The 22,812-nt window shown below is 63.1% G+C and carries 23 protein-coding genes and 1 tRNA gene; 7 read left to right on the top strand and 17 right to left on the bottom strand.

Features of this window, described 5'->3' with window-relative positions; all coding sequences use genetic code 11:
• Nucleotide 1 precedes the first annotated feature (1 nt).
• Nucleotides 2-1,015 (bottom strand): nicotinate-nucleotide--dimethylbenzimidazole phosphoribosyltransferase, encoded by a 1,014-nt coding sequence (cobT, locus tag AC2FMM_RS04390; protein ID WP_496687091.1) that lies wholly within the window; start codon nucleotides 1,013-1,015, stop codon nucleotides 2-4.
• Between the two features lie 79 nt (nucleotides 1,016-1,094).
• Here cobT and cobS point away from each other — a divergent pair, with 79 nt between their 5' ends.
• Nucleotides 1,095-1,859: an adenosylcobinamide-GDP ribazoletransferase gene (gene cobS / locus AC2FMM_RS04385; RefSeq protein ID WP_496679634.1), complete on the top strand. Its 765-nt coding sequence runs from the start codon at nucleotides 1,095-1,097 to the stop codon at nucleotides 1,857-1,859.
• Here the strand turns inward: cobS and AC2FMM_RS04380 are convergent.
• From AC2FMM_RS04380 to AC2FMM_RS04355, 6 genes are all read right to left on the bottom strand, one after another.
• Nucleotides 1,856-2,617 carry an ion channel gene (locus AC2FMM_RS04380; RefSeq protein WP_496795886.1) on the bottom strand — a complete coding sequence of 254 codons (762 nt, stop codon included), beginning with the start codon at nucleotides 2,615-2,617 and terminating at the stop codon, nucleotides 1,856-1,858. The genes cobS and AC2FMM_RS04380 overlap by 4 nt on opposite strands.
• A 122-nt stretch (nucleotides 2,618-2,739) precedes the next feature.
• Nucleotides 2,740-3,249 carry a CarD family transcriptional regulator gene (locus AC2FMM_RS04375; protein WP_149775807.1) on the bottom strand — a complete coding sequence of 170 codons (510 nt, stop codon included), beginning with the start codon at nucleotides 3,247-3,249 and terminating at the stop codon, nucleotides 2,740-2,742.
• A 268-nt stretch (nucleotides 3,250-3,517) separates the two neighbouring features.
• Complete coding sequence (gene fdxA / locus AC2FMM_RS04370; protein WP_149775806.1) at nucleotides 3,518-3,856, bottom strand: ferredoxin FdxA; 339 nt, start codon at nucleotides 3,854-3,856, stop codon at nucleotides 3,518-3,520.
• A 65-nt stretch (nucleotides 3,857-3,921) separates the two neighbouring features.
• On the bottom strand, nucleotides 3,922-4,293 hold the full coding sequence (locus tag AC2FMM_RS04365; RefSeq protein ID WP_496710892.1) for an RNA-binding S4 domain-containing protein: 372 nt from the start codon (nucleotides 4,291-4,293) through the stop codon (nucleotides 3,922-3,924).
• A 6-nt stretch (nucleotides 4,294-4,299) separates the two neighbouring features.
• Nucleotides 4,300-7,110 carry a helicase-related protein gene (locus AC2FMM_RS04360; protein ID WP_496795885.1) on the bottom strand — a complete coding sequence of 937 codons (2,811 nt, stop codon included), beginning with the start codon at nucleotides 7,108-7,110 and terminating at the stop codon, nucleotides 4,300-4,302.
• A 20-nt stretch (nucleotides 7,111-7,130) separates the two neighbouring features.
• The gene (locus tag AC2FMM_RS04355; RefSeq protein WP_496795884.1) at nucleotides 7,131-7,700 is read right to left on the bottom strand and encodes a tetratricopeptide repeat protein; all 570 of its coding nucleotides are present in this window, start codon (nucleotides 7,698-7,700) and stop codon (nucleotides 7,131-7,133) included.
• A 68-nt stretch (nucleotides 7,701-7,768) separates the two neighbouring features.
• Between AC2FMM_RS04355 and AC2FMM_RS04350 the strand changes: the two genes are divergently transcribed.
• The 4 genes from AC2FMM_RS04350 to AC2FMM_RS04335 all read left to right on the top strand — a co-directional run bounded on the left by AC2FMM_RS04350 (nucleotide 7,769) and on the right by AC2FMM_RS04335 (nucleotide 11,172).
• On the top strand, nucleotides 7,769-8,059 hold the full coding sequence (locus AC2FMM_RS04350; protein WP_496679625.1) for an SCP2 sterol-binding domain-containing protein: 291 nt from the start codon (nucleotides 7,769-7,771) through the stop codon (nucleotides 8,057-8,059).
• On the top strand, nucleotides 8,059-9,036 hold the full coding sequence (locus AC2FMM_RS04345; protein WP_496795883.1) for an alpha/beta fold hydrolase: 978 nt from the start codon (nucleotides 8,059-8,061) through the stop codon (nucleotides 9,034-9,036). Before AC2FMM_RS04350 ends, AC2FMM_RS04345 begins: the two co-directional genes overlap by 1 nt.
• 70 nt (nucleotides 9,037-9,106) lie before the next feature.
• Entirely contained in the window at nucleotides 9,107-10,927 is a 1,821-nt protein-coding gene (locus AC2FMM_RS04340) for a M3 family oligoendopeptidase (RefSeq protein ID WP_496795882.1), read from the top strand.
• Complete coding sequence (locus AC2FMM_RS04335; RefSeq protein WP_496795881.1) at nucleotides 10,924-11,172, top strand: hypothetical protein; 249 nt, start codon at nucleotides 10,924-10,926, stop codon at nucleotides 11,170-11,172. Before AC2FMM_RS04340 ends, AC2FMM_RS04335 begins: the two co-directional genes overlap by 4 nt.
• A 16-nt stretch (nucleotides 11,173-11,188) precedes the next feature.
• Here AC2FMM_RS04335 and AC2FMM_RS04330 read toward each other — a convergent pair whose 3' ends face one another.
• Together AC2FMM_RS04330 and AC2FMM_RS04325 are read right to left on the bottom strand one after the other, a co-directional pair.
• Nucleotides 11,189-11,458, bottom strand: coding sequence for a DksA/TraR family C4-type zinc finger protein (locus AC2FMM_RS04330; protein WP_496679614.1), 270 nt, complete (start codon nucleotides 11,456-11,458; stop codon nucleotides 11,189-11,191).
• Between the two features lie 57 nt (nucleotides 11,459-11,515).
• Entirely contained in the window at nucleotides 11,516-12,490 is a 975-nt protein-coding gene (locus AC2FMM_RS04325) for a Gfo/Idh/MocA family protein (RefSeq protein WP_496795880.1), read from the bottom strand.
• A 147-nt stretch (nucleotides 12,491-12,637) separates the two neighbouring features.
• On the opposite strand from AC2FMM_RS04325, the gene AC2FMM_RS04320 reads away from it, so the two are divergent.
• A complete protein-coding gene (locus tag AC2FMM_RS04320) occupies nucleotides 12,638-13,816 on the top strand; it encodes a dipeptidase (protein ID WP_496795879.1) in 1,179 nt (392 codons plus the stop codon).
• A 60-nt stretch (nucleotides 13,817-13,876) separates the two neighbouring features.
• On the opposite strand, the gene rpoH is transcribed toward AC2FMM_RS04320, so the two are convergent.
• Nucleotides 13,877-14,773 (bottom strand): RNA polymerase sigma factor RpoH, encoded by an 897-nt coding sequence (gene rpoH / locus AC2FMM_RS04315; RefSeq protein ID WP_496679608.1) that lies wholly within the window; start codon nucleotides 14,771-14,773, stop codon nucleotides 13,877-13,879.
• A 125-nt stretch (nucleotides 14,774-14,898) separates the two neighbouring features.
• Nucleotides 14,899-15,942, bottom strand: a complete 1,044-nt coding sequence (locus tag AC2FMM_RS04310; protein WP_496795878.1) for an RluA family pseudouridine synthase — start codon at nucleotides 15,940-15,942, stop codon at nucleotides 14,899-14,901.
• Here AC2FMM_RS04310 and AC2FMM_RS04305 point away from each other — a divergent pair.
• Nucleotides 15,941-16,243 carry a DUF6476 family protein gene (locus AC2FMM_RS04305; RefSeq protein WP_040634129.1) on the top strand — a complete coding sequence of 101 codons (303 nt, stop codon included), beginning with the start codon at nucleotides 15,941-15,943 and terminating at the stop codon, nucleotides 16,241-16,243. The genes AC2FMM_RS04310 and AC2FMM_RS04305 overlap by 2 nt on opposite strands.
• A gap of 6 nt (nucleotides 16,244-16,249) precedes the next feature.
• On the opposite strand, the gene AC2FMM_RS04300 is transcribed toward AC2FMM_RS04305, so the two are convergent.
• The 6 genes from AC2FMM_RS04300 to AC2FMM_RS04275 all read right to left on the bottom strand — a co-directional run bounded on the left by AC2FMM_RS04300 (nucleotide 16,250) and on the right by AC2FMM_RS04275 (nucleotide 22,671).
• Nucleotides 16,250-17,233 carry a hypothetical protein gene (locus tag AC2FMM_RS04300; protein ID WP_496795877.1) on the bottom strand — a complete coding sequence of 328 codons (984 nt, stop codon included), beginning with the start codon at nucleotides 17,231-17,233 and terminating at the stop codon, nucleotides 16,250-16,252.
• Entirely contained in the window at nucleotides 17,233-18,222 is a 990-nt protein-coding gene (locus tag AC2FMM_RS04295; RefSeq protein WP_496795876.1) for a glycosyltransferase family 2 protein, read from the bottom strand. The genes AC2FMM_RS04300 and AC2FMM_RS04295 overlap by 1 nt, the downstream gene beginning before the upstream one ends.
• A 143-nt stretch (nucleotides 18,223-18,365) precedes the next feature.
• Complete coding sequence (locus AC2FMM_RS04290; protein ID WP_496795875.1) at nucleotides 18,366-20,360, bottom strand: hypothetical protein; 1,995 nt, start codon at nucleotides 20,358-20,360, stop codon at nucleotides 18,366-18,368.
• The gene (locus AC2FMM_RS04285; protein WP_496687067.1) at nucleotides 20,357-21,292 is read right to left on the bottom strand and encodes a hypothetical protein; all 936 of its coding nucleotides are present in this window, start codon (nucleotides 21,290-21,292) and stop codon (nucleotides 20,357-20,359) included. The genes AC2FMM_RS04290 and AC2FMM_RS04285 overlap by 4 nt, the downstream gene beginning before the upstream one ends.
• Before the next feature lie 5 nt (nucleotides 21,293-21,297).
• Nucleotides 21,298-22,281: a glycosyltransferase family 2 protein gene (locus AC2FMM_RS04280; RefSeq protein ID WP_496795874.1), complete on the bottom strand. Its 984-nt coding sequence runs from the start codon at nucleotides 22,279-22,281 to the stop codon at nucleotides 21,298-21,300.
• Between the two features lie 313 nt (nucleotides 22,282-22,594).
• A tRNA-His gene (locus tag AC2FMM_RS04275) sits at nucleotides 22,595-22,671 on the bottom strand.
• Nucleotides 22,672-22,812 lie beyond the last annotated feature (141 nt).

The following is a 22,812-nucleotide window of genomic DNA, read 5'->3' as shown; positions in this document are numbered from 1 at the left end:
GTCATCCTTCCGACACGCCGGCCTCGGCAAAGGTGGCCATGCCCGAATGGCAGGCAACGGCGCTTTTCAGGATGTTGATCGCCAGCGCGCCACCCGACCCTTCGCCCAGCCGCAGCCCGAGGTTCAGCAAGGGGGCCTTGTCCAGCTTTGCCAGCATGGCGGCGTGGGCGCCCTCGGCGCTTTGATGGCCGGCCAACGCGTGATCCAGCGCGCCGGGCGCCACACGATCCAGGCAGGCGGCGGCCGCCGTGCAGATGAACCCATCCAGAATGACAGGTATCCGTAACACCCGTGCCGCCGCGATCGCCCCGGCCATGGCCGCAAGTTCCCGCCCACCCAGGCAGCGCAGGATCTCGAGCCCATCACCCGAGGCCCCGTGCAGTGCGACACCTTCGGCCACGACGCGCGTCTTGTTGGCAAGCCCGGCATCGTCCACACCGGTGCCACGCCCGGTCCAGTCGGCGGCCTCTCCGCCGAACAGGGCACAGGCTATCGCCGCCGCCGGGGTCGTATTGCCGATGCCCATTTCGCCGACCACAAGCAGGTCTGCATCGGGGTCGACCGCCCGCCACCCCGTACGCAACGCGTCCAGAAGCTCGGCCTCGGTCATGGCCGGGCCTTGCGTGAAATCCGCCGTCGGTCGATCGAGATCCAGCGCCTGCACCGTCATCCTGGCCCCGGCCGCCTTGGCCAGTTGGTTGATTGCGGCGCCGCCATGTTCGAAATTCAGGACCATCTGCGCGGTGACTTCGGGCGGAAAGGCCGAAACCCCCTGCGCTGTCACCCCGTGATTGCCGGCAAACACGATCACCTGCGGCGCCTCGATCCGCGGCTGCGCGTCGCCGCGCCAGCCAGCATACCAGATCGCCAGTTCCTCGAGCCGACCCAGGGCTCCCGGCGGCTTGGTCAATTGGCCGTTGCGGTCGGAAGCGCCCCGCAGCGCGTCCCCGTCCGGACCGGGCGCAGTACGCAAAGCATCCCGGAAAGTATTCAGATCATCGAGTTCGGGCAGCATTCAAAGCCTCGTTGCATCACAGTCGTCCTGCGTGTTTAAACGAACGCGAGGCTCCAACAACCCCTTGAAAGGCGCGCAGGTGCACAAAAACGACACACGGCTGTTTTCGCCCCGGGACATACCGCTGGCGCTGGTACTTCTGACGCGGTTGCCCCTGCCCCGGCTGCCGGACGAGGTTTTCGCCCGTCAGGCGCACGCGGTCTGGGCCTTTCCCCTCGCGGGACTGGTCGTTGGCCTGCTGGCCGGTCTGGTCGGCTGGGTGGCGTCGGGTGCCGGTCTGCCGCCCTGGTGCACGGCCTCCCTGATCGCCGCAACCCTGACCATCGTGACCGGCGCCATGCACGAAGACGGGCTGGCCGACACCGCTGATGGGCTGTGGGGCGGCTATTCGGTCGAGCGGCGGCTCGAGATCATGAAGGACAGCCACATCGGCACGTTCGGTGTGTTGGCGTTGGTTTTTTCACAGTTAATGCGGGTGGCCGCGATCGTCGCCCTTCTGACCGGCGGAGGGCTTGCGTGCCTCGTGGCAGCGGCGGTGGTCTCGCGCGCGATGATGCCGCCGTTGATGGCGGGGCTGCCCAATGCGCGCGGCGCGGGGTTGAGCCATCAGGTCGGAACGCCTCCGGGCTCGGCGGTGATCGCGGGGTTGGTTCTGGCCTGCTTTCTGGGCATGGCCCTGGCGGGCTGGCCCGCGATTGCCGCGACGGTGTGCGCGGGCCTGGCGGTGATGACGGTCGCTGCAATTGCCAAGGCAAAGATCGGTGGCCAGACCGGCGACATCCTGGGCGCCACCCAGCAAGTGTCCGAGATCGTGTTTCTTCTGGTCCTGGCCGCTGCGGCCTAGGTCACGCCACCTGTTTCGATCCGCAAGGTTGCGCCGCAATGCTTGCAGTGCACCGCATCCGGGTCATGCCGGAACAATCCGCAGCTGCTGCATTTATATCGGACCTTTTGCGGCATGAAGACGGCCTGCGCCAGGCGCACGAACAGCGCCACCCCGACGACCATGATGAACACCGAAAACAGCTTGCCGCCCGGCGTGGGCAGGGTGATGTCTCCGAACCCCGTGGTGGTCAGAGTAGCCATCGTGAAATACAGCGCGTCGATATAGGGAGTTTCGCTGCTGGATGGAATGAAGAACACCAAAACGGCGGTTGACGTTGCAAACACGAAGACCAAAAGGTTCACCGCCGCAATCACCGCATCTTCATGCGTGCGAAAAAACGTGCTGTCTCTCCGCAGATCCCGCAGCAGATGGTAGGAATGGATCAGCCGCAGCGCCCGCAGAACCCTCAGGAAGGCCAGGCTGCCGGTCAGAAACGGATCGAGGACGATCGACACGATCACCACCAGATCGGCCATCGTGTAGATCTTGAACAACAGTTTCCGGCGATCCTTGGCGATCCACAATCGGGCCAGGAAATCCAGCAGGATGATCAGCCCCACGCCCCAGCTGACCGCGATCAGCGCCGGCCCGTGGGGTATGTTGGCCGTGGAAACGAAGAACACGATCGAGGCGAAATCGAATAAGATGAGGAAATACCGAAACCACACCGAAACCGCCGCGCGACCGACATACAGTGCCCTAACCGTTTGTTTCATCACCGCCTCTCGATCAGTACCATCCCCGAAAACCTAACCCGCAACCGGTCGCCCGACCAAGGCGCGCCCATGAAAAAACCGCCCCGTAACCGGGGCGGTCAAATCTGTCGGATCACATCGGATCAGGCTGCGCGCGAGGTCAAGGCTTCGTCAACCTGCTTGGCAGCGGCAATCTCGTCGGACCCCGAGACAGCCGCGACTTCTCGGGTCAGCCGGTCAAGCGCGGCCTCGTACAGCTGACGCTCGGAGTAGCTCTGCTCGCGTTGTTCGTCGGTGCGATGCAGGTCACGGACCACTTCGGCGATCGAGATCAGGTCTCCGGAATTGATTTTCTGTTCATATTCTTGTGCCCGGCGCGACCACATGGCCCGTTTGACTTTGGCCTTGCCCTTCAGGGTCTTCATGGCCTGGCTGATCACGTCCGGCGAGCTCAGCGACCGCAGCCCCGACTCGGTGGCCTTGTTGGTCGGCACCCGCAGTGTCATCTTGTCCTTTTCGAACGAGATCACGAATAGTTCCAGCTTGAATCCCGCAACTTCCTGTTCTTCGATCGATATGATCTTCCCAACCCCATGGGCCGGGTAGACAACAAAATCGTTCGGGCGAAACTCGAGCTTCTTCGATTTTGACATGCACTTGCTTCCTTGGTTTCAGAGCGGGAACAGACGGCAAAAGCCGAACCGGGGTCTGTAATGACCCCCGTCGGGTTGCCGGCTTTATTGATTTCAGCACTCCAAAGCGAACATACTTACGGAGTCATCCCCATCTCGGTCGATTTCTGAGTTTGATCATATCACAAAAATACGACATCTGGAAGCCGGCCTAACAGCGACAGGCAAGATATCGAGGTTTTTCAGAGCTTTGATGACCTGAAAGCCGCGATTGCGACGGCCGAATCGCTTAGCCGCCTTCGCCCGGGGCTTCCGAGAAATACTTCTCCATCTTGCCCTCTTCGCCGTCGTGCTTCTCGGCATCGGGCAGCGGATCCTTCTTCGACACGATCACCGGCCAGATCTCGGCGTATTTCCGGTTGAATTCGACCCACTCTTCCATGCCCGGCTCGGTATCGGGGCGGATCGCGTCAGCAGGGCATTCCGGCTCGCACACACCGCAGTCGATGCACTCGTCGGGATGGATGACCAGCGTGTTCTCACCCTCGTAGAAGCAATCGACCGGACAAACCTCGACGCAGTCGGTGTATTTGCAGGCAATGCAGTTCTCGGTGACAACATAGGTCATGGTCGAATTCCCATATCGGTTTCGGCGACTAGCTAATTCAACCCGCACCGGTCTTCAAGAGAAGATCACCCCCTTGGGGTGCGAGAAAGATCAAGCGCACGCCGTTCCTTCTTGGTCGGACGACCTTTTCCCTCGAAACCCGGATTTCCCGGCAGAGCGTTCTGCGCGGGCATCAGATCGGTGTACAGCGTCTGCGCCTCGGACGCGGGGCCGCGACGCTCGCCCAGGAATTCGACGCGGACGACCCGGACCACTCGCCCCTGCGCAAAGGTCAGGACATCCCCGGGCCCGACGGTCTGCGCCGGCTTCTGGGCCCGGTCTCCGTTTATGCGCACATGGCCAGCGCTGACCTGTCTGGCGGCCAGGCTGCGGGTCTTGAAGAACCGAGCATGCCACAGCCACTTGTCGATCCGCAGCTTGGCCAGCGCCTCTGCCATGGCGGATCAGTTGCCTTCCTTCAGGCCCATCAGCGCCGCGGCGAAGGGGTTGTCGGGGTCGATGGCCTTTTCCTTTTTCGGTGGGCGCGACGAGAAGGTCTTGGCCCCTTGCGGCTTGCCCCCCTTGCCCCCTTGCGGCTTGCCACGGCCTTCGCGCGGCTTACCGCCCGGCTTGCCCTTGCCGCGCGGCTGCTGTGCATCCCGGCGCGGGCCGCGATTGCCTTGCCGCTGACGGCCCCAAGTGAAGGTATAGAACACCTCGATCTCGGGCTCGTCCGATGCCGGTTCGGCGGCCGGGGCCTCGGCGCTTTCGGTGGCCTCGGCTGACGGCTCGGCGGGTTCGCCTGCCGCATCCACCGGGGCATCAGAAGCTTCGGGTCCGGTCTCTGCCGGCTGCGCGTCGGATTCATCCGTCAGCTGAGGCTCGGCCATCGCTGGCCGGACCTTGACGCGTTCGCCGCGTTCGGCCTTGTAGCCCAGCCCCTGCATCAGGTCGGCAAATTGCTCCAGCGTCATGCCGGTGATCGACAACATGTCGGGCTTGGCCTCGAACCCGCCACGACTGTCTTCTGCCCGCAGCATGTCGGCCAAGCGCTCCAGCATGTCGATGCGGATGGCGCGCTCGCCCGCGTTGCGGTACCCGCACATGGTGTCATAGCCCTCGGGCGCATCCTTGGCGACGGGGACTGTCACGAGGCCCGGGGGCGGCGCTTCGGGAAACTCCTGCAGGCCGTTGGCCAAGGCCCACAACACCAGACGCAGACGCGTCGGGGCAGGCTTCAACAACAGCGGCATGAAGATGGTGAACTGACCGAACCGGATGCCGTGTTTGCGCAGCGCGCCGCGGGCGTCCTGGTCCAGATCCTTAACTTCTTGGGCGACACCGGCGCGCGGCAGGATGCCCAACGCCTCGACCATGCGGAAGGCAAAGCCCCGGGCTAGGCCCGTCAGCTCTTCGTCGCGCGACAGGTTCAGCAGGGGTTCGAACAGGGTCGCGATCTTGCGGTCGATGAAGTGCTGCAGGCGGCGCTGAACCTTCTGTTCGACCTCCGGCCCTGCGGCCTCGTCCACGAACACCTCGACCATCGGCTTGAGCGGCTCGGCCCCGGCAACCAGCTTGCCGACGGCATATTCGCCCCACATCAGGCCACCCTGTTCGGTAAAATCAATTTCGGTATCGGGCGCGTTGTAGAAGCGATCGGCACGCAGATGGAATTGCGGCGCGAGTGCTTGCAGCGAGGCCGATTTAAGCGCTTTCGCCTCGGTGCCCTGCGCGCTTTTGTCCGGGATGAACCGGAACCCTTCCAGACGACCGACGAATTCGCCTTCGACGGTCACTTCACCCTTGTCATTCACTTCGGCCAAAAGGGCCTCCTTCTGTTTGAGCCGGCGCAGCAGAACAGATGTACGCCGGTCCACAAATCTTTGCGTCAGACGTTCATGCAAAGCGTCCGACACCCTGTCTTCTACAGCGCGGGTTTCCGCGCGCCAATGGGATTCGTCGCGCACCCAGCCGTTTCGTTGCGCAACATATGTCCAGGTGCGAATATACGCCAACCTTTTGGACAACGCATCAATATCGCCGTCGGTTCGGTCGATCCGGCGGATCTGGCGCGCCAGGAAATCCACGGGGATCGTACCGCGTTCGTGCAGATGCCCAAAAATCGATTCGAGCAGGCTGGCATGTTCGGCATGGCTGATGCCGCGAAAATCGGGGATTCGGCAGACATCCCACAACAGGCGGATCGACGGGCCGTCACTGGCACGGGCCGCAACCTCGGGCACCTGGGCCAGCGATTTCAGCGCGTTCAAATCGTCGGCGGGCCGGGCTTTGACCAAGTGTTCGTTGTCCGGGCTAGCCTCGAGCGAGTCGATCAGCGCCTCGACCGACCCGAACCGCAAGGCGGCATTCCGCCAGTTCAGCTTTTTGATCGGCGTGAACCGGCTGTCCATGATGGCCTGTGCCACGCCCTCGTCCAGCGGCGATGCCTCGCCCGTCACGCCGAAGGTGCCATCCGACATGCCGCGCCCGGCGCGCCCGGCGATCTGGGCCAGTTCGTTCGGAGCCAGCGGCCGCATACGCCGGCCATCGAATTTGGACAGGGACGAAAACGCCACATGGTTCACATCCAGGTTCAGCCCCATCCCGATGGCGTCGGTGGCTACCAGATAGTCGACCTCGCCATTCTGGTACAGATCGACCTGCGCATTCCGCGTACGCGGGCTGAGCGCGCCCATGACCACAGCCGCCCCACCCTTTTGCCGCCGCAGAAGCTCGGCAATGGCATAGACGTTCTCGACCGAGAACCCGACGATGGCGCTGCGCGGGGGCATGCGGCTGATTTTTTTGGACCCGGTGTAAACCAGTTGCGACATCCGCTCGCGCCGGACGAACTGCGCCTGCGGAACCAGCGCCGCGATCGGGCCGCGCATCGTGTCGGCACCCAGAAACAGCGTCTCGTGCGTGCCGCGCATCCGCAGCAGCCGGTCGGTAAAGACATGACCGCGCTCGGGGTCGGCGCACAGTTGTATTTCGTCGATGGCCACGAAATCGGTGCCCATCCCCTCGGGCATCGCCTCAACCGTGCAGACCCAGTATTGCGTGCGCGGCGGCACGATGCGTTCTTCACCCGTCACAAGAGCCACCACCGAGGGGCCGCGGATGGCGACGATCTTGTCATAGACCTCGCGCGCAAGCAGCCGCAGCGGCAGGCCGATGACACCGGTCCGGTGCCCCAGCATGCGTTCGATCGCATAGTGGGTTTTGCCTGTGTTGGTCGGGCCAAGTACGGCCACGATTCGGGATGCCCCGTTCACCTTTGCCCCCTGCCCGGACCTTAAAGCGCCTTGCCCGCGATTTGCGGTTTCAGCCGACTCACGGCATTGGTTACTTCTTCGTGATGGGGATGTATAGCCAGCGCGCGCGAATAAGCCTCATAGGCCCGGTCGGGCTGACCCAGAACCTCGAAGATCAGGCCCAGACCGTAAATGGCCTGGTAATTGTTCGGGTTCAGGGTCAGGGCATGTTCAAGATCCGCCGCCGCCATGCCGAACCGTTCCAGCCCGAAAAAGACCGAGGCCCGCGCATGCCAGCCCTCGGCAAAATCGGGCGCGTGGTCGGTCAGCGCTGTCAGGTGATCCAGGGCAGCGTCGATGTTCCCCTGTTCCATCGCATCGCGCCCCCGTTCCAGCAGCAGATCCGCCGAGGCCGAGCCGGATTGCGACCACAGCGCCTGCAACTGCCGATCCAGGCCAATGGCCTGTTGCGGCGTCGCCTCGGCCAGTTGCCGCAGCAGTTCCGCCTCGTCGCGCAGATCGGCCTGCTGTCCCCACGCAGTGGTGGAAAACGTGACTAGGACCGCAAATGCCGCAACGGTACCTTTGAGATTGTTGATTGCAATGCTCATAACAATGTCCAGTGTAGCGTTGCGACCGCGGATGTCCATTCACGGCGCACCAACAAATGAGGAAGACCATGAGCGACACTCTTGAAAAAGCGGCAGCCGCGCTGAACGAAAAACTGTCGGGGGGCGAATTCGATTCGTCGGCGAAATTCGCCATTGCCGACCTGGGCTCGATCGTGCTGGACGCGAATGGCGCGCGGGTCAGCGACGAGGACGCTGAAGTCACCCTGAGCGCCGACGCGGAAACGTTTGAACAGATCCTCAACGGCGAGTTGAACCCCACCGGTGCGTTCATGGCCGGCAAGCTGAGCGTCGATGGCGACATGGGAATTGCCATGAAACTTGCCTCGGTACTGGCCTGATGGAACTGTCGCCGGCCCCTTTCTTTGAAGACGTGGCCGGCGGTCCCGTCGGCGGCGCCGCGCATTGGTTGACCACCAGCGACGGCACGCGCATCCGCGGGGGCCACTGGCGCCCCGAGGGTGAGGCGACCGGGACGGTGATGATCTTTCCCGGCCGCACCGAATACATTGAAAAATATGGCAATGCGGCGGGCGAGTTCGTGCGGCGCGGCTTTGCCGTACTGGCCGTGGACTGGCGCGGACAGGGCCTGGCCGACAGGTTGCTGGAAGATCCGCGCATCGGACATGTGGACAAGTTCACCGACTATCAGCAGGACGTGCGCGAAACGCTGAAACTGGCCGAGCACCTGGGCCTGCCGAAACCCTGGCACGTGATCGGCCATTCGATGGGCGGCGCGATCGGGTTGCGCGCGGTTCTGGAGACCGGCCGGTTTGCCTCTTGCGCTTTCACCGGCCCGATGTGGGGCATTTTCTTCACCCCCCTCATGAAGCCACTCAGCCGCCTGACCGCCTATTGGGGGCCGCGATTCGGGTTGGGCGAACGCACGCCGCCCACGACATCGCTGGACAGCTATGTGCTGACCCAGCCGTTCGAGGGCAACGTTCTGACCCGCGACCCCGGGATGTACCGGATGATGCAGGATCAGTTGAAAGCGCACCCCGAACTGGCCTTGGGCGCCCCGTCCACCATATGGCTGCGCGAGGCGCTGGACGAATGTGAATGGCTTGTGGCGCAGACCGCGCCGGACATTCCCTGCCTGACCTATCTTGGCACCCACGAGCAGATCGTGGACCGCAAGGCGATCCGGGCGCGGATGACGAATTGGCCCAGCGGCCGGCTGGTCGAAATCCCCGACGGCGAACACGAGGTGATGATGGAACCGCCCGAGGTCCGCGGCCCCGTATTCGAAGAGATGGCCGCGCATTTCTCGGCCGCCGCCAACGGGCAGTTATCCGATCTTGCGATGACGCGCTGACGCCTCGGCTGCTTGTGATCCGCGCGCCCTGCGCCTAGATGTGGTCCAACGCAGACAATCGAGGTGTTTCATGCACGAGCTTCCCTTCCCCGTCCGAGACGCAAATGCCGGTGGCGGCGCCGACAACCTTGGCAACCTGCCGGAGTGGAACCTGGACGATCTTTACAAGGGACAGGACGCGCCGGAACTGACCCGCGATCTTGAGTGGCTGGAACAGGAGTGCGCGGGTTTTGCCGCCGATTACGAAGGCAAGCTGGCTGATCTGGACGCTCAGGGCCTTCTGACCTGCGTGAAGCGCAACGAAAAGATCAACGCCGTCGCCGGGCGGATCATGTCCTTTGCCGGGCTGCGCTATTACCAGCTGACCACGGATGCCGAGCGCGCCAAGTTCCTTTCGGACATGCAGGAAAAGGTTACGCTGTTCACCACGCCTCTGGTGTTCTTCACGCTCGAGATAAACCGCATCGACGACGACGTACTGGCCGCTCATTTCAAGGCCAACGCGGACCTGGCCCGGTACGAGCCCGTCTTCCGCCGCATCCGCGCGATGAAGCCCTATCAACTTTCGGACGAGTTGGAGAAATTCCTGCATGATCTGGGGGTGGTCGGCGACGCGTGGGAACGGCTGTTCGACGAAACCATTGCCGGGCTGACCTTTACCGTGGATGGCGAAGAGCTGAACATCGAGGGCACCCTGAATCTGCTGACCGAACAGGACCGGTCCAAGCGCAAGGCGGCGGCTCGCGAACTGGCCCGTGTGTTTCAGGACAACATCAAGACCTTTGCCAGGGTCCACAACACCCAGACCAAGGAAAAGGAAATCATCGACCGCTGGCGCAAGATGCCAACCCCGCAGACCGCGCGGCACCTGGCGAACGATGTCGAACCCGAGGTGGTCGAAGCTTTGCGCGAGGCGGTCGTGGCCGCCTATCCTAAGCTCAGCCACCGCTATTACGAGCTCAAGCGCAAATGGCTGGGGCTGGATGTGATGCAGGTCTGGGACCGCAACGCGCCGCTGCCGATGGAAGACACCCGCACCGTGTCGTGGGAAGACGCCGAGAAGACGGTGATGGAGGCCTATGCCGCCTTCGATTCCCGAATGGCCGAGATTGCGGCGCCGTTCTTTTCGAAAGGCTGGATCGACGCTGCGGTGAAACCGGGCAAGGCCCCGGGTGCCTTCGCGCACCCCACCGTGACCGATGTGCACCCCTATGTGATGCTCAACTATCTGGGCAAACCGCGCGACGTGATGACGCTTGCACACGAGTTGGGCCACGGCGTGCATCAGGTGCTGGCCGCCGGTCAGGGCGAGATGCTGTCCTCGACCCCCCTGACCCTGGCCGAGACCGCCAGCGTCTTCGGCGAGATGCTGACCTTCCGCAAAATGCTGGATCAGGCCGAAACGCCCGAGCAGCGCAAGGTTCTGTTGGCCGGCAAGGTCGAGGACATGATCAACACGGTGATCCGCCAGATCGCCTTCTACGACTTTGAATGCAAGCTGCACGCCGCCCGCCGCGAGGGCGAACTGACGCCGGACGACATCAACACCCTGTGGATGAGCGTTCAGGCTGAAAGCCTTGGCCCGGCGTTTGAATTCATGGATGGGTACGAAACCTTCTGGGCCTATATCCCGCACTTTGTTCACTCGCCCTTCTATGTCTATGCCTATGCCTTCGGTGACGGGTTGGTGAACGCGCTGTACTCGGTGTACGAAAGCGGCGCGGAGGGGTTCGAAGACAAGTATTTCGAGATGCTGCGCGCGGGCGGCTCCAAGCACCACAAAGAGCTATTGGCCCCGTTCGGCCTGGATGCCAGCGACCCGAAATTTTGGGGCAAGGGCCTGTCGATGATCTCGGGCTTCATCGACGAGTTGGAGGCGATGGAAGAGTGACACCCAAGACCGGGCGCTGGGCCGCGCTGAAGGCGCAGCTGCGCCCGGTTCTGGCCCGCATTCGCCAGAAGGTTCCGCGCGGGTTGCGCTTCGTCGTGGGCGTCCTGCTGATCATCGGCGGATTTTTCGGATTCCTGCCAGTGGTGGGGTTCTGGATGATTCCGCTGGGGATCATGGTCGCCGCAATGGATGTGCGGCTGTTGATACGCTGGAGGCGAACGCGTTGGAACGGCCGGGTTCGCTGATCTGGTCGGGGCAACCCTATTTCAGCTGGCTGTCCTTGGACCCGCGCCGGTTGATACCGCCGCGGGCTTTGTAGGCGCCGTCGTGCTCCTGCTGGCAGTCTAGGCACAGCTTGACGCCCGGGATGGCCTGACGCCGTTTTTCCGGGATCGGTTCCTCGCATTCCGCGCAATGGGTCAGGCTGTCGCCCACGGGGCGTTTGCGCGCCTGCATCCGGGCCAGCTCGTCGGAAATCGACGCTTCGATCTGTTCGCTTACCGCGCCGTCACGCGCCCAGCCTCCGGCCATGGTCTCCTCCGTTTCAGCCGCCGGCCAGTCTAGGCGCGCAGTGGTACATCACGCAAGTCAGAGCGATGTCGCGCCATCGAGCACCCGGTCGATCATCGCTTGCGTCCCGCGCGAGAATTCCAGCGGACACGGGTATTCGTCCCCCGCGCGAATGGTTCGGCAAAACGCCTCGACCTGCAGCTTGTAGTGATCGTCGGCTGGGAAACGCGTCACAAGAACTTCCAAACCCGGGCGATGCAGTTCGACCCGAGCCTCGCCAAACACCCGCGCGTTGAACGGCGCGGTCAGGCGGATCAGGCCGCGTTCCCCGTGAAAGACCATTTCCTGATGCGGGTGCATGCGGATCGAGACATAGGCCGAATAAGTAAAGCCCGGAAACTGCGCGCGTATTTCCGTGAACGCGTCGATGCCATCCTCCCAACGGATGGCCGATTGCACGGTGTCCGGTTCCCGCCCCGTCGCAAAACGGGCCGACCCGATGACATAGACGCCGATGTCGCGCAGCCCGCCGCCGCCGGTTTCGGCGCGGTTGCGGATATTGCCGGTGTCGGCGCGGTTGTCGAAGCTGAATGCGCCCGTGACATGCACCAGATCACCGATGGCGCCATCGGCGATCAGGTTGCGCACATGCTGCCACTGAGGGTGGTGCACGATCATATAGGCCTCGGCCGCCAGCAGCCCGGTCTGGTCGCGCTTTTGGATGAGGGCGTCGAACTCCTCGGCGCGCATGGTCATCGGCTTTTCACACAGAACGTGCTTGCCAGCCTCCAGCGCCTTAAGGCTCCATTCCACATGCAGGTGGTTCGGAAGCGGAATGTAGACCGCCTCGATTTTGGGCGAGGCCAGCAGCGCGCCATAGTCGTCAAAGACCTTCAGGTCCGGGCAGAAGTCCTGAAACGGCTCGGCCTTGGCCGGATCCGAGGTCGCCAGGGCGGCCAGTCGCGCGCCCGAAGCCGCATGGATCGCCGGCCCCATGAATTGGCGCGCGAATTTCGCCGCCCCCAGAATGCCCCATTGAACCGGCTTGTGCATGGTGTCCTCCGTATTTGACCACGTTGGGCGCTGAAATGTTTGCGCCAACATCCGTTGCGACCTCTGTATCAGCCAAGCGACGCCAAGTCAGGCTTTTCTCATCAGTTTTCGCCCATAAGCTGCCGGAAACGCTTGGGGAGGAAAAACGTGAAGAGACTACTGAAATGGCTGGCCGGCCTTGTGGTGGCCGCGCTTGTCCTCGGAGCCGTGGTGTTCTTTGGTTTCGTGCCGGCCTATGTCGAAGGCGCGCGCAACAACGTGATCAACCACGACCCATATCCGGTGTCCGACACCGCCGCGGCCCTGCACGAAACCCTGCTCGTGGGCGACCTGCATGCCGATCCGCTGTTGTGGAGCCGCGACCTGACCGAGCGCGGAACCCGCGGCCAGGTGGATATTCCCCGGCTGATCGAAGGCAACGTGGCCCTGCAGGTGTTCACCGCCGTGACCAAGTCACCGGCCGGGCAGAACTACGAGGCAAACTCGGCCGAGGCATTCGACAACATCACGCTGTTGGCCATCGGCCAGCTGTGGCCGCTGCGTACCTGGGACAGCCTTAAGGAACGCGCTATTTATCAGGCCGAGAAATTGCATCGGTTCGAGGCCGCCTCGGACGGGCACCTCAAGGTTATCAAGACCCGCGCGGATCTCGAGGCCGTTCTGGACGCCCGGGCGCGCGGCGAAAAGGTCGTGGGCGGCATTCTGGGAATCGAAGGCGCCCATCCGCTGGAGGGCGATCTGGCCAATCTCGAGCCGATATTCGATGCCGGCCACAGGGTGTTCGGGCTGCAGCATTTCTTTGACAACGAACTGGGCGGCTCGCTGCACGGCACCGGGAACACGGGCTTGACCGAATTCGGACGGCAGGTGGTGGCCGAACTGGCCAAACGCCCGGTTGTGATCGACCTGGCCCATTCCAGCCCGCAAGTGGCGCACGACGTGCTGGCCATGACAGACGAGCCGCTGATCGTCAGCCATGGCGGCCTGCACGGGTTCTGCCCGGTCAAGCGCAACTATCCCGACGACCTGATGAAGGAAATCGCGGCGACCGGCGGTGTCATCGGGATGGGATACTGGGCCGATGTCACCTGCGGCGACATCACCCCGACGGGCATCGCGAAAATGATCAAGGCTGCCATCCAAACGGTGGGCGAAGATCATGTGGCGCTCGGGTCCGACTATGACGGCTCGGTCGAGACCGCGTTCGACACGTCGGAACTGGCGGCGCTGACCTCGGCCTTGCTGGACGAAGGCCTGACCGAAACGCAGATCCGCAAGGTCATGGGCGAAAACATGGTACGGGTATTCCGCCAACAGCTGGAGTAGCGGCACGAAAAAACCGGCCCGGAGCGATCCAGGCCGGCTGTTCAGGTCGGTCGTGGCGCATCAGGCCGGGGTCAGCATCCCCTTTTCCCGCGCCAGTTCCCGCATCTTTTTCTGCAGCTTTTCAAAGGCGCGCACCTCGATCTGGCGAATGCGCTCGCGGCTGACATTGTATTGCGAGCTCAGCTCTTCCAGCGTGACGGGCTGATCCATCAACCGCCGCTGGGTCAGGATGTCCTTTTCGCGGTCGTTCAGCACCTCGAGCGCCTCGGCCAGCAACTCACGCCGAACCTCAAGCTCTTCGCGGGCCTCATAATCGCCGGCCTGGTCGGCATCTTCGTCTTCCAGCCAGTCCTGCCACTGCATGGTGCCTTCGCCCTCGGAGCCGACCGTGGCGTTCAACGAGGCATCCCCGCCGGACATGCGGCGGTTCATGCTAATGACCTCCTCTTCGGTCACGCCCAGATCGTTGGCGATCTGCTTGACGTTGTCGGGATGCAGGTCGCCGTCTTCCAACGCACCGATGCGTGCCTTGGCTTTGCGCAGATTGAAGAACAGCTTTTTCTGCGCTGACGTGGTGCCCAGTTTAACCAGCGACCACGACCGCAGGATGTATTCCTGGATCGAGGCGCGGATCCACCACATGGCATAGGTCGCCAGGCGGAAGCCCTTTTCCGGGTCAAACCGTTTCACGGCCTGCATCAGGCCTACATTGGCCTCGGAAATCACCTCGGCTTGGGGCAGCCCATAGCCGCGATAGCCCATGGCGATCTTGGCGGCCAGCCGCAGATGCGACGTCACCATCTTGTGCGCCGCTTCGGTGTCCTGCTCTTCGACCCAACGCTTGGCCAGCATGTACTCCTCTTCCGGCTCGAGCAGCGGAAATTTGCGAATCTCCTGCAGATACCGGTTCAGCCCGCCTTCAGGCGTGGGCACGGGGAGGTTTTTGTAATTTGCCATGTATCACGTCCCTTTGGACCAATGTTTATGTCCTTAACATGGATATGGGGCCACGTTTCAGACCATTCAAGGGCAGGTGTTAACAGTGTGGGATTAAAGATTGATAAAGGAAACCTAAGAATGCGTTAGTCACGAGACCTTGCGGGTTGTTTCAACGCCGAAATAAGGGCCTGCATGTCCTGCGGAATAGGGGCTTCGAACCGCATCCGAGCGCCGGTCACGGGGTGTTCGAACCCCAAAACCGCCGCGTGCAGCGCCTGCCGGGGAAAGCTGCGCACCGCCTCTGCCGCGTCCGCGCCGAAGGACCGGGCCGACAGTTTGCGCTTGCCTCCATAGGCCGGGTCGCCCACCAGACCATGCCCGGCATGGGCCATGTGCACCCGGATCTGATGGGTGCGCCCGGTTTCCAACCAGCATTCGATCAGCGACACCGCGCCGGGCTGCCCGAACACCTCGACGACCCGGGCGCGCGTGACGGCGTGGCGACCGCCGTGGAACAGCACGGCCTGTTTCTGCCGGTCGTGTTTGTGCCGCGCCAGCTGCGTGGTGATCCGCATCACGTTGCCGGGTTCGAAACTCACGCCTTTGATGCCGCGCAGCCGAGGATCGTTGGCATCAGGAACGCCGTAGCACACCGCGCGGTAATACCGCTCGACGCTGTGCGCCTCGAACTGGGCCGCAAGCCCCTGATGGGCCGCATCCGATTTGGCGACCACCAGAAGCCCGCTGGTATCCTTGTCGATCCGGTGAACGATGCCCGGCCGCTTGACCCCGCCCACGCCAGACAGATCATCGCCGCAGTGATGCAGCAGCGCATTCACCAAAGTGCCGTTGGGGGATCCCGGCGCCGGATGAACGACCATCCCCGCAGGCTTGTTGATCACGATCAGGTCGGCATCTTCGTGCACGATGTCCAGCGGAATGTCCTCGGGGCCGATATGACTCTCATCCGCCTCGGACACGGTTATGCAGACAGCCGCACCTTCCGCCACCTTGGCCTTGGCATCGGTCACGACCTTGCCGTCCACCGAAACCGCGCCCTCCTCGATCAGGCGGGCCAGACGGGTCCGCGACAGATTTTCATCTGCTGGCACATCCCGCGAAAGCGCCTTATCAAGGCGGGGCGGCGGAGCGTCCGCGATCACGAAGTCTATTTGCCGGGTGCCCATGACTGTCCCTTCAGATCCTCAAGAACCGCAGGAAACGCCTCAGTTGCGCCTGCTGCGCCGCATGGTCATGTTGCTGACCGCGGTGATGATTGGCGGCGTTCTAGTGACATTCGCCCTGATTGTCATCCGCCTATCGGACAGAACCCCCACCCTGCCCGATCAGATCGAATTGCCCGACGGTGCCCGCGCCCAGGCCGTTACCATCGGCAGCAACTGGTTCGCCGTGGTGACCGATGACAACCGTATCCTGATCTTCGACAAGACCACCGGGCGCCAGCGGCAGGAGATTCCGCTGGATTGAGGCGCCTCAGGCGTCGAGTGCCATACGGAACACGATTTCCGATGCTTGCTTGAGAGCAGCGACCTCTTCGGCGCTGTCGCGGCGGAAACGTTGGTCTTCGGCACCAAGGCGGACCGGAGAGAACAAAACCTTTCGGTCGGGAAAGAATTCTTGCCGGAACCCTTCGTCAGCCTCGGCCAGAAAGTCATCCAGCCAGGCGCGCTCATCAGGTTCCAGCACGTCATGCCGGCGGATCATCACCGGATCGCTCACCGCCTGACGGCGCAACTGGCGGCTGCGCTTGCGCCCGATTGCCCGGGTCACCACGCCGAAGGCCTCGCTGGCGACCCGCGACAAGGACGGGTTGGCCGGCAGGTCGGTCGGACACCCGGGTGGCGGCGCAACCCCAAGCCGTGACAGGAAATCATCGATGACATTGCCGTTGGCGAGCTCCGCCCGTTCATATAGAAGCGGCACGATCGCGACGCCCGGAAAAGCCGCTCGGATGCGACCGACCGCACCGGCATAGCTGTGCCCGTCCGGGTTGGACCGGATCGCCGCCAGCCGGTCACGGACAAAGCCCGAGCCATCCGCGGGCAGCCGTCCGTTCTTGGCCCGCTGCTTGTAATCGGCCTCGAAGAAATCGGAATAGCGGCGGCAATAGAACACCACGCGCATCTCGCGCGCGGGAATTTCCGCGAAGACCTGCGCTAGACGCGCTAGGTCGGCGGTGTAGAACATCTCGGACGACACCACACAGGCCTTGTCCGCGTGATCTTCGTATTCGCGAGCGATCGCTTCGCGGAAAGCGTCCAGCGGCTGGGCCGTCTGATTCAGGTGAAACGCCATCATGTTGTGGCTGACCTTGGGGCGCTCGCCCGTGTCCGGCCGCTGACGCCCGGCCTTCATGTAGCGCAGCCCGTTCTCGGACAAAATATCCGCATGACCGCGCAAATAGGACTGAAGCGCGGTCGTACCGGTTTTCGGCATGCCGAGGTGCAACCAGAGCATCAGGCGTCCTCCTGCCCGGCCGTCATCTGCTGCATCAGGGCGCGGATCTCGGCGGTATTCAGCAGCTCGGCAATCTGCCGGCGATGCAGGTCACAGGACTGGTGGTGCAGGCGCGCGGTTTCAGGGTCCGACATGAGGTCGTGGAAATGGCCCCGCTTTCGATCGGCGATGGCGTCAATCGACCGGTCCTCGACCGCGTTGTGGTTCATCATGTTCCAGTAGTCCAACCCAAGGCTTTCACCCGTGTGATGCGCCCGCCCCCGCACCTTCTTAACCAGATAGCTTTCGCAGGATTTCAGCGCATAGTGGTTCACCTGCACCAGATCGTACCCGACCGAGTCCCGGGCCGAGCGCCAGCTGCTGGTGAAATAGCGTTCGGGCATCGGCCGCCCCGATCCGTTGTACCAATGGCACTCCGCCATGCTCTCGACGTTGGGGCGCTTGGGTCGGTGGACGCCGATCACGTTCCAAAGGTCCCGGCGGAACATGGTCTTGAACCCCCAGGCCTGCGGCGGGCGCGGCATGTGTTCCGGGGCGGCGCGGCAAAACTGTTCGGACAGGAACCTGTCTTCATAGCCCACGACCCCGGCATTTCCGAACAACCGCCAGGTCATCGAGATCATGCGCGCATCCGGCACCGCTTTTGCCAGTGATTGCAGGGTGTTGTCGCCCGTCTTTACATTGATGTGCTCATCTGCGTCGATAACTACCACCCAGTCCTGCGGCCGCGCCACGTCCATGCGCAGGAACCGTTTGTAGGCACGCTTCTGCGGGCTGCTCGGACGCGCCGAGTTGTTGTCGACATGGATCAGAACGCCGCGGTCGTGCAGTCGCTGCAACAGGGCGTCGGTGCCGTCCGTGCAGTCATTCGTCATCACGACCATCTGGTCGATTCCGATTGCAAGATTGTGCGCCACCCACTCCAAAACGAAGGGGCCCTCATTCTTCATCGGGGTCACGCTGACAAAGCGAGGGGGCTGTTCGACCATGCGGTTCTGCCTCGGATCAATCGGCCCGGTCGGGCGATCCCGCCGCGGGCACCGGTTTTTCATTCAGATTATTTTCTTCGCCCCGGCAGACCAAGGGCAAACTGCCCCGCCCCGCCGCAGCTTCGGGCGTCGATGCGCGCATGTCACCCATCGACCCGCCCCAGCTGGTTGTAAAACCGCGAATAGGTCGGGCAAAGCGCCACGGCCCGTTCCAAGAACTTTTTGGCCTGCGGCTTGTTCCCGCGCCTAAGGTAAATGCGGCCGGCCGCCCCTTGGATGGCGGCGGTGACCTCGTCCAGTTCCGCGGCATTCAGGATCTGCTGCTCGCCCTGCCTTTTGGCCCCGAGGCGGATCAACAACTGGCCCATTGCAAAGACGAGGAAAGCATTGTCGGGGTCGCAGGCCAGCGCATCCGCCATCGACAGCCGCGCCGCCCCGGCATCGCCGGCATCGGCATACAACTCGGCAAGGCGCTTGTGGTACAGCGGGGCGTCTGGACAGGCCGCAACGACCCTGCGCGCAACGTCGATCGCCGCCGACAGTGACACCTCGCCGGTGTGCCGGTGCACCGTCGAAATCAGGCTTTGCACGGCCGGATCGTCACCGGACAGGTCCTCCGATGCCCGAACCGCCGCTTCGAGCGCGGCCAGCCGCGCAGGCGATTTGGGCAACCGTCGCGCGCGCTGGTCCAACGAAAGGTCCGCCCAGTCCAGCAGCACCATGTCGAAATTGCAGGGCTGGCGTGCGATGACTTTGTGCTGGACCAGATACAGGTTGTTGAACGGCGCGAAACGGCGCTGCCGCAGCCGGCGCTGCAACACCCAGTCGACCGGCGGGAACAGGCGGAACGGCAGTTGGTCGCGGTAAAGCATCCGCGAACCCAACACGACCACATCGGGCCGCAAGGGCTTGGCCCAAAACGCTTTTGCGAATTGTCGCCCTGCGGCCCAGCGCTTTTTCTGGGCACCCAAGATAGCGCCGCGCAAGGCACACAGAACGGCTCGGTCCTCGGGCCAGAGGTCGGACTTTTCCAACCCGGTCCGGGCCAGGTGTTCGCTTTCCTTCCACTTGCCCAGATAAAAGGCGTTCAGCGCTTGCAGCAGCGGCAGAAACGCATTGTCCGCTCCGGCATCGAGGATCGGCTGGGCGAGGTCATAGGCCTCTTGGCAGCGGTCCTGCGCGCAGAGGTATTGCGACGCTTTGGCATAGACATGGGCGGCCTCGGACGGGTTGAGAAATGCAGACGGTCCCCGGGCGACCCGCTGTATGACTCGTTCATTGGCGCGGCCGATCTCGTCCTCGGACAGCACGTCGCGGAACACCAGCCGCTGCTGACCGGAAATCCGGGCCGCAGCCATCGAAAAAGCCGAAATGAACGGAGCGATCACCCGCTCGGCCCGCGACATCGTGTAGAGTTCCAGGAAATCCCGCTGGGCCCGGGTCATGCCGGACAGATCGGCGATGTCGGCCATCTGGATCAGTTGAGGGTGGCGCTTTTGAAACCGTGCGATCAGTTCGGGCTGATCGGAAAACATGATGGCCGTCTGCCCGCGCGTCTTTTCCAGATGCGCGTCATACAGTTCTTCGGGCTCGATCTTGGCGGGCCAGGTCGTATGCTTCCAGGGCAGGCCGTTCAAGATATCGCCGCGCCGGATGTGATAGGCCGACACCCCCTTGCCCGACAACCGGGCGTCGGCCTGGTCCATGACCGCGCGGATCGGCGGCGCAAAGCCGATCCGATGGATGAAATCGCGGTATCGGGGGCGGATGGCTTCGACATCTTCCCAGGGAAAGGCCAAAACCTCGAACCCCTCCTCGACGATCACCGAACGGCCCGCGGCCAGATGTTCGCGCAGCCTGTCGGGGGTCTGATCGCCCTGAAAGCTCCAGACGGGGACGGCATCCGCGGCCAATTCGTCGTAAGCCTGCCCATCCAAGAAATGGGCCGCCATCCAATCGGTGGCGAACAGCTCTTGCGGGGCGTCCAGTTCCGGCGCGTCGGCTCCTTGCGGAAACCAGTTGACGCGATAGTCCGTGTCGAAATCCTCGGCCAGGCGGATGCAGGTCAGCATCATCAGGAGCCGCGCGCCCAGACGGTCCTTGCGCTGGCCGATGAACACGCCCCGGTCTGGGGTCATGACGCGCCACCCGCAGCAGCCTGGCGCCGCAGGGCGCGGAATCGCTGCCGCGCGGCCCCGACCAGTTTCGGATGCCGGTCCTCACCCACCGCCTCGATCCCGCGCATGTAGATGGGCAGGCGCCGCCGTGCGCGCATCATCCGATAAAAGGCCTGCGGTTCCAGCGTGCCGGCCATGGCCTGCTGCATCACCGGCTTCAGCGCGTCGATCTTGCGCAGCATCGGCGCGGCGAAATGGTTCGAGAACCACGTCTTCAGCGGCACCACATTCGCGCCCTGCAATCGGTGGACGTGCCGCCGATCGGGCTCGAAGAACGGGTCATAGAAAACATAGGCCTTTTTGGCCGTCCGGATGCAGTCGGCCGCGTCGCCCAGCGGCAGGTCCCAGTCCTGAACCTTGCCAAAGCGATATCGGGTCTCCCACGGCACCAGACGTTCATCCAGCGTGGATTGCGGGTTGAAGGCGATCACCACCGCTCCGGGCGCCAGCGCCGAAAAGGTCAGCGCCCCGAACCCACCCATCGAGGCGCCAGCAAACACGACTTGGTCGAAGCGCTCGAAAAACCCTTCGCGCGCCTTGGCCTGGAAATAGTCGATGATCTCGGGGTCGCGGTACCAAGCCTTGGACCGCGCGAACACGCCCATATGCGACCAGCCCTCGTCGCGGAAGAACTTCCAGCCCCAGGGCTCGCGCGCGAAGGACAGATCGTTGGCATTGCCGATATTGTCGAAACTGACGACCAGACGCGCCGCGTCCCGCTGATGGAACAGGATCGAATGGCGTTCGAGCTTACGGAGGAATCCAGTTCCTTCCCCGCCCGGATAGATCTCGACGAACCAGGGCGGCGCGGGATCGGTCAGAATGCGCTCGTACCCCGTCTTACGGTCGGGATGCTCGGGCTTAAGCTGATCCTTCGAAAGTTCGTCGGCCATGGGTCTCAAACCAGATTGTCCGCCAGCCATGACCGGAATTCCACCCAGTCGGGGCGCAGCTTGATCTCGGCGATCTTGGCGCGGTGCCACTCGCACGCCTCGTCATGCAGACGGGCAAGCTCGGAATCGGCCTTCAGCTTGGCCAGAACCGGTGCGGCCCGCCGGGCAATGGGTTGAATCGAGGTATCCCGGACCTTGTTGGCGTTCATATCCAACCAGTAGGCCTGCCCCTGATCTACCTTGACGTGATTGGTGCGGCCACGGTCACGCTTGACCAGAAACCCCTCGAGCGAACGCACGGAGTAGTGGTGCAGGCGCCCAAATGCATGGTCGAACCCCCGCCAAGCCCGCCAGCCGACCTTGTCAGCGGGAAACAGGTTTCCACCCGCGTCCGACCAAGCGACTTCGTGCTCGCGCCCCTCTTCGATGCCCTTGGGGCGGTGCGGGCCGAAGCGGCTGAACCGGTCATTGTTGCGAAACAGCGTCTTCAGCCCGTAAGCCCGGCCGGAATGATAGGGAAATTCGCGATCGGCCATGGTGAAGCTTTCGGTCACGGGCTTGTCGTCAAAGCCAATGTTGCCCGAACTGCCGAACAGGCGCCAGGCGAACGAAATCGCGTCGACCGGGCGGCCCGCCTTCTGTTCGACCGCGTCGATCAATGCCGCAAAGCTGTTGTTCCCCACGCGGATATTCCAGAATTCGTCCACATCCAGGCACATCAGCCAATCGGCCTCTTTCACCTTGGGGTGCCTGCGCGCCCGGCGCAGCATCTGGTGTTGCGGATTACCTCCGTCGCGCACGGCATTCGGAACATAGGTCGCCAGCCCCATCTGCTGAAGGCGGCGGGCGATGTCATCGGTTCCGTCCTCGCAGTCATTGGTGAATATCAGGAAATGATCGACCCCCAGCATGCGATGAAAGGCGACCCATTCCAGCATGTAGGGGCCTTCGTTCTTCATCGTCGTGAATACGGTAATGGTCTGAGACATTTACGCCTGTTCCGATCTGCCTTTTGCCCTTTCTTACACAAGCCGTCCCGACGCCGCGAGGCCGGAATAGGCTGGTACATGCATTGCACACCCGAGTGGTGCGCGACTGCACCCAAGCGGGCAGCTGCGCCGCGCTGCCGGACGCGACCGAAACTGTCCGATACCCGCCCCAGGGGCAACGTGAACCGTCTCAGCGATGCACACACCCGGAAGGATCGAAAAAATCTAAGAATGTCACGCTAGTCCTAGGGGAGCGGCACAACGCAGACCGGACCCCGGATGGGCGACTTGTCAACAAAAGCTTGAGGAGAGATGGTACCGCCTCCCTGGCTTGAACAGGGGACCTCTGGATCCACAATCCAGCGCTCTAACCAACTGAGCTAAGGCGGCACGTGAGGGGCGATTTAACGAAGCCGCCGGGGGATTGCAAGTGCCTTGTAGGCGAATTTTCTGGCATTGTCCGACACAGCGGATCGCGCAAAGAAAATCGCGGGCGCCACGAGTTTCGGCAGCCCAAAGCGCCGCCCGCCT

It is taken from the genome of Ruegeria sp. BHSC043 (assembly GCF_059612985.1).
This window is presented reverse-complemented; position numbering and strand designations above follow the sequence as displayed.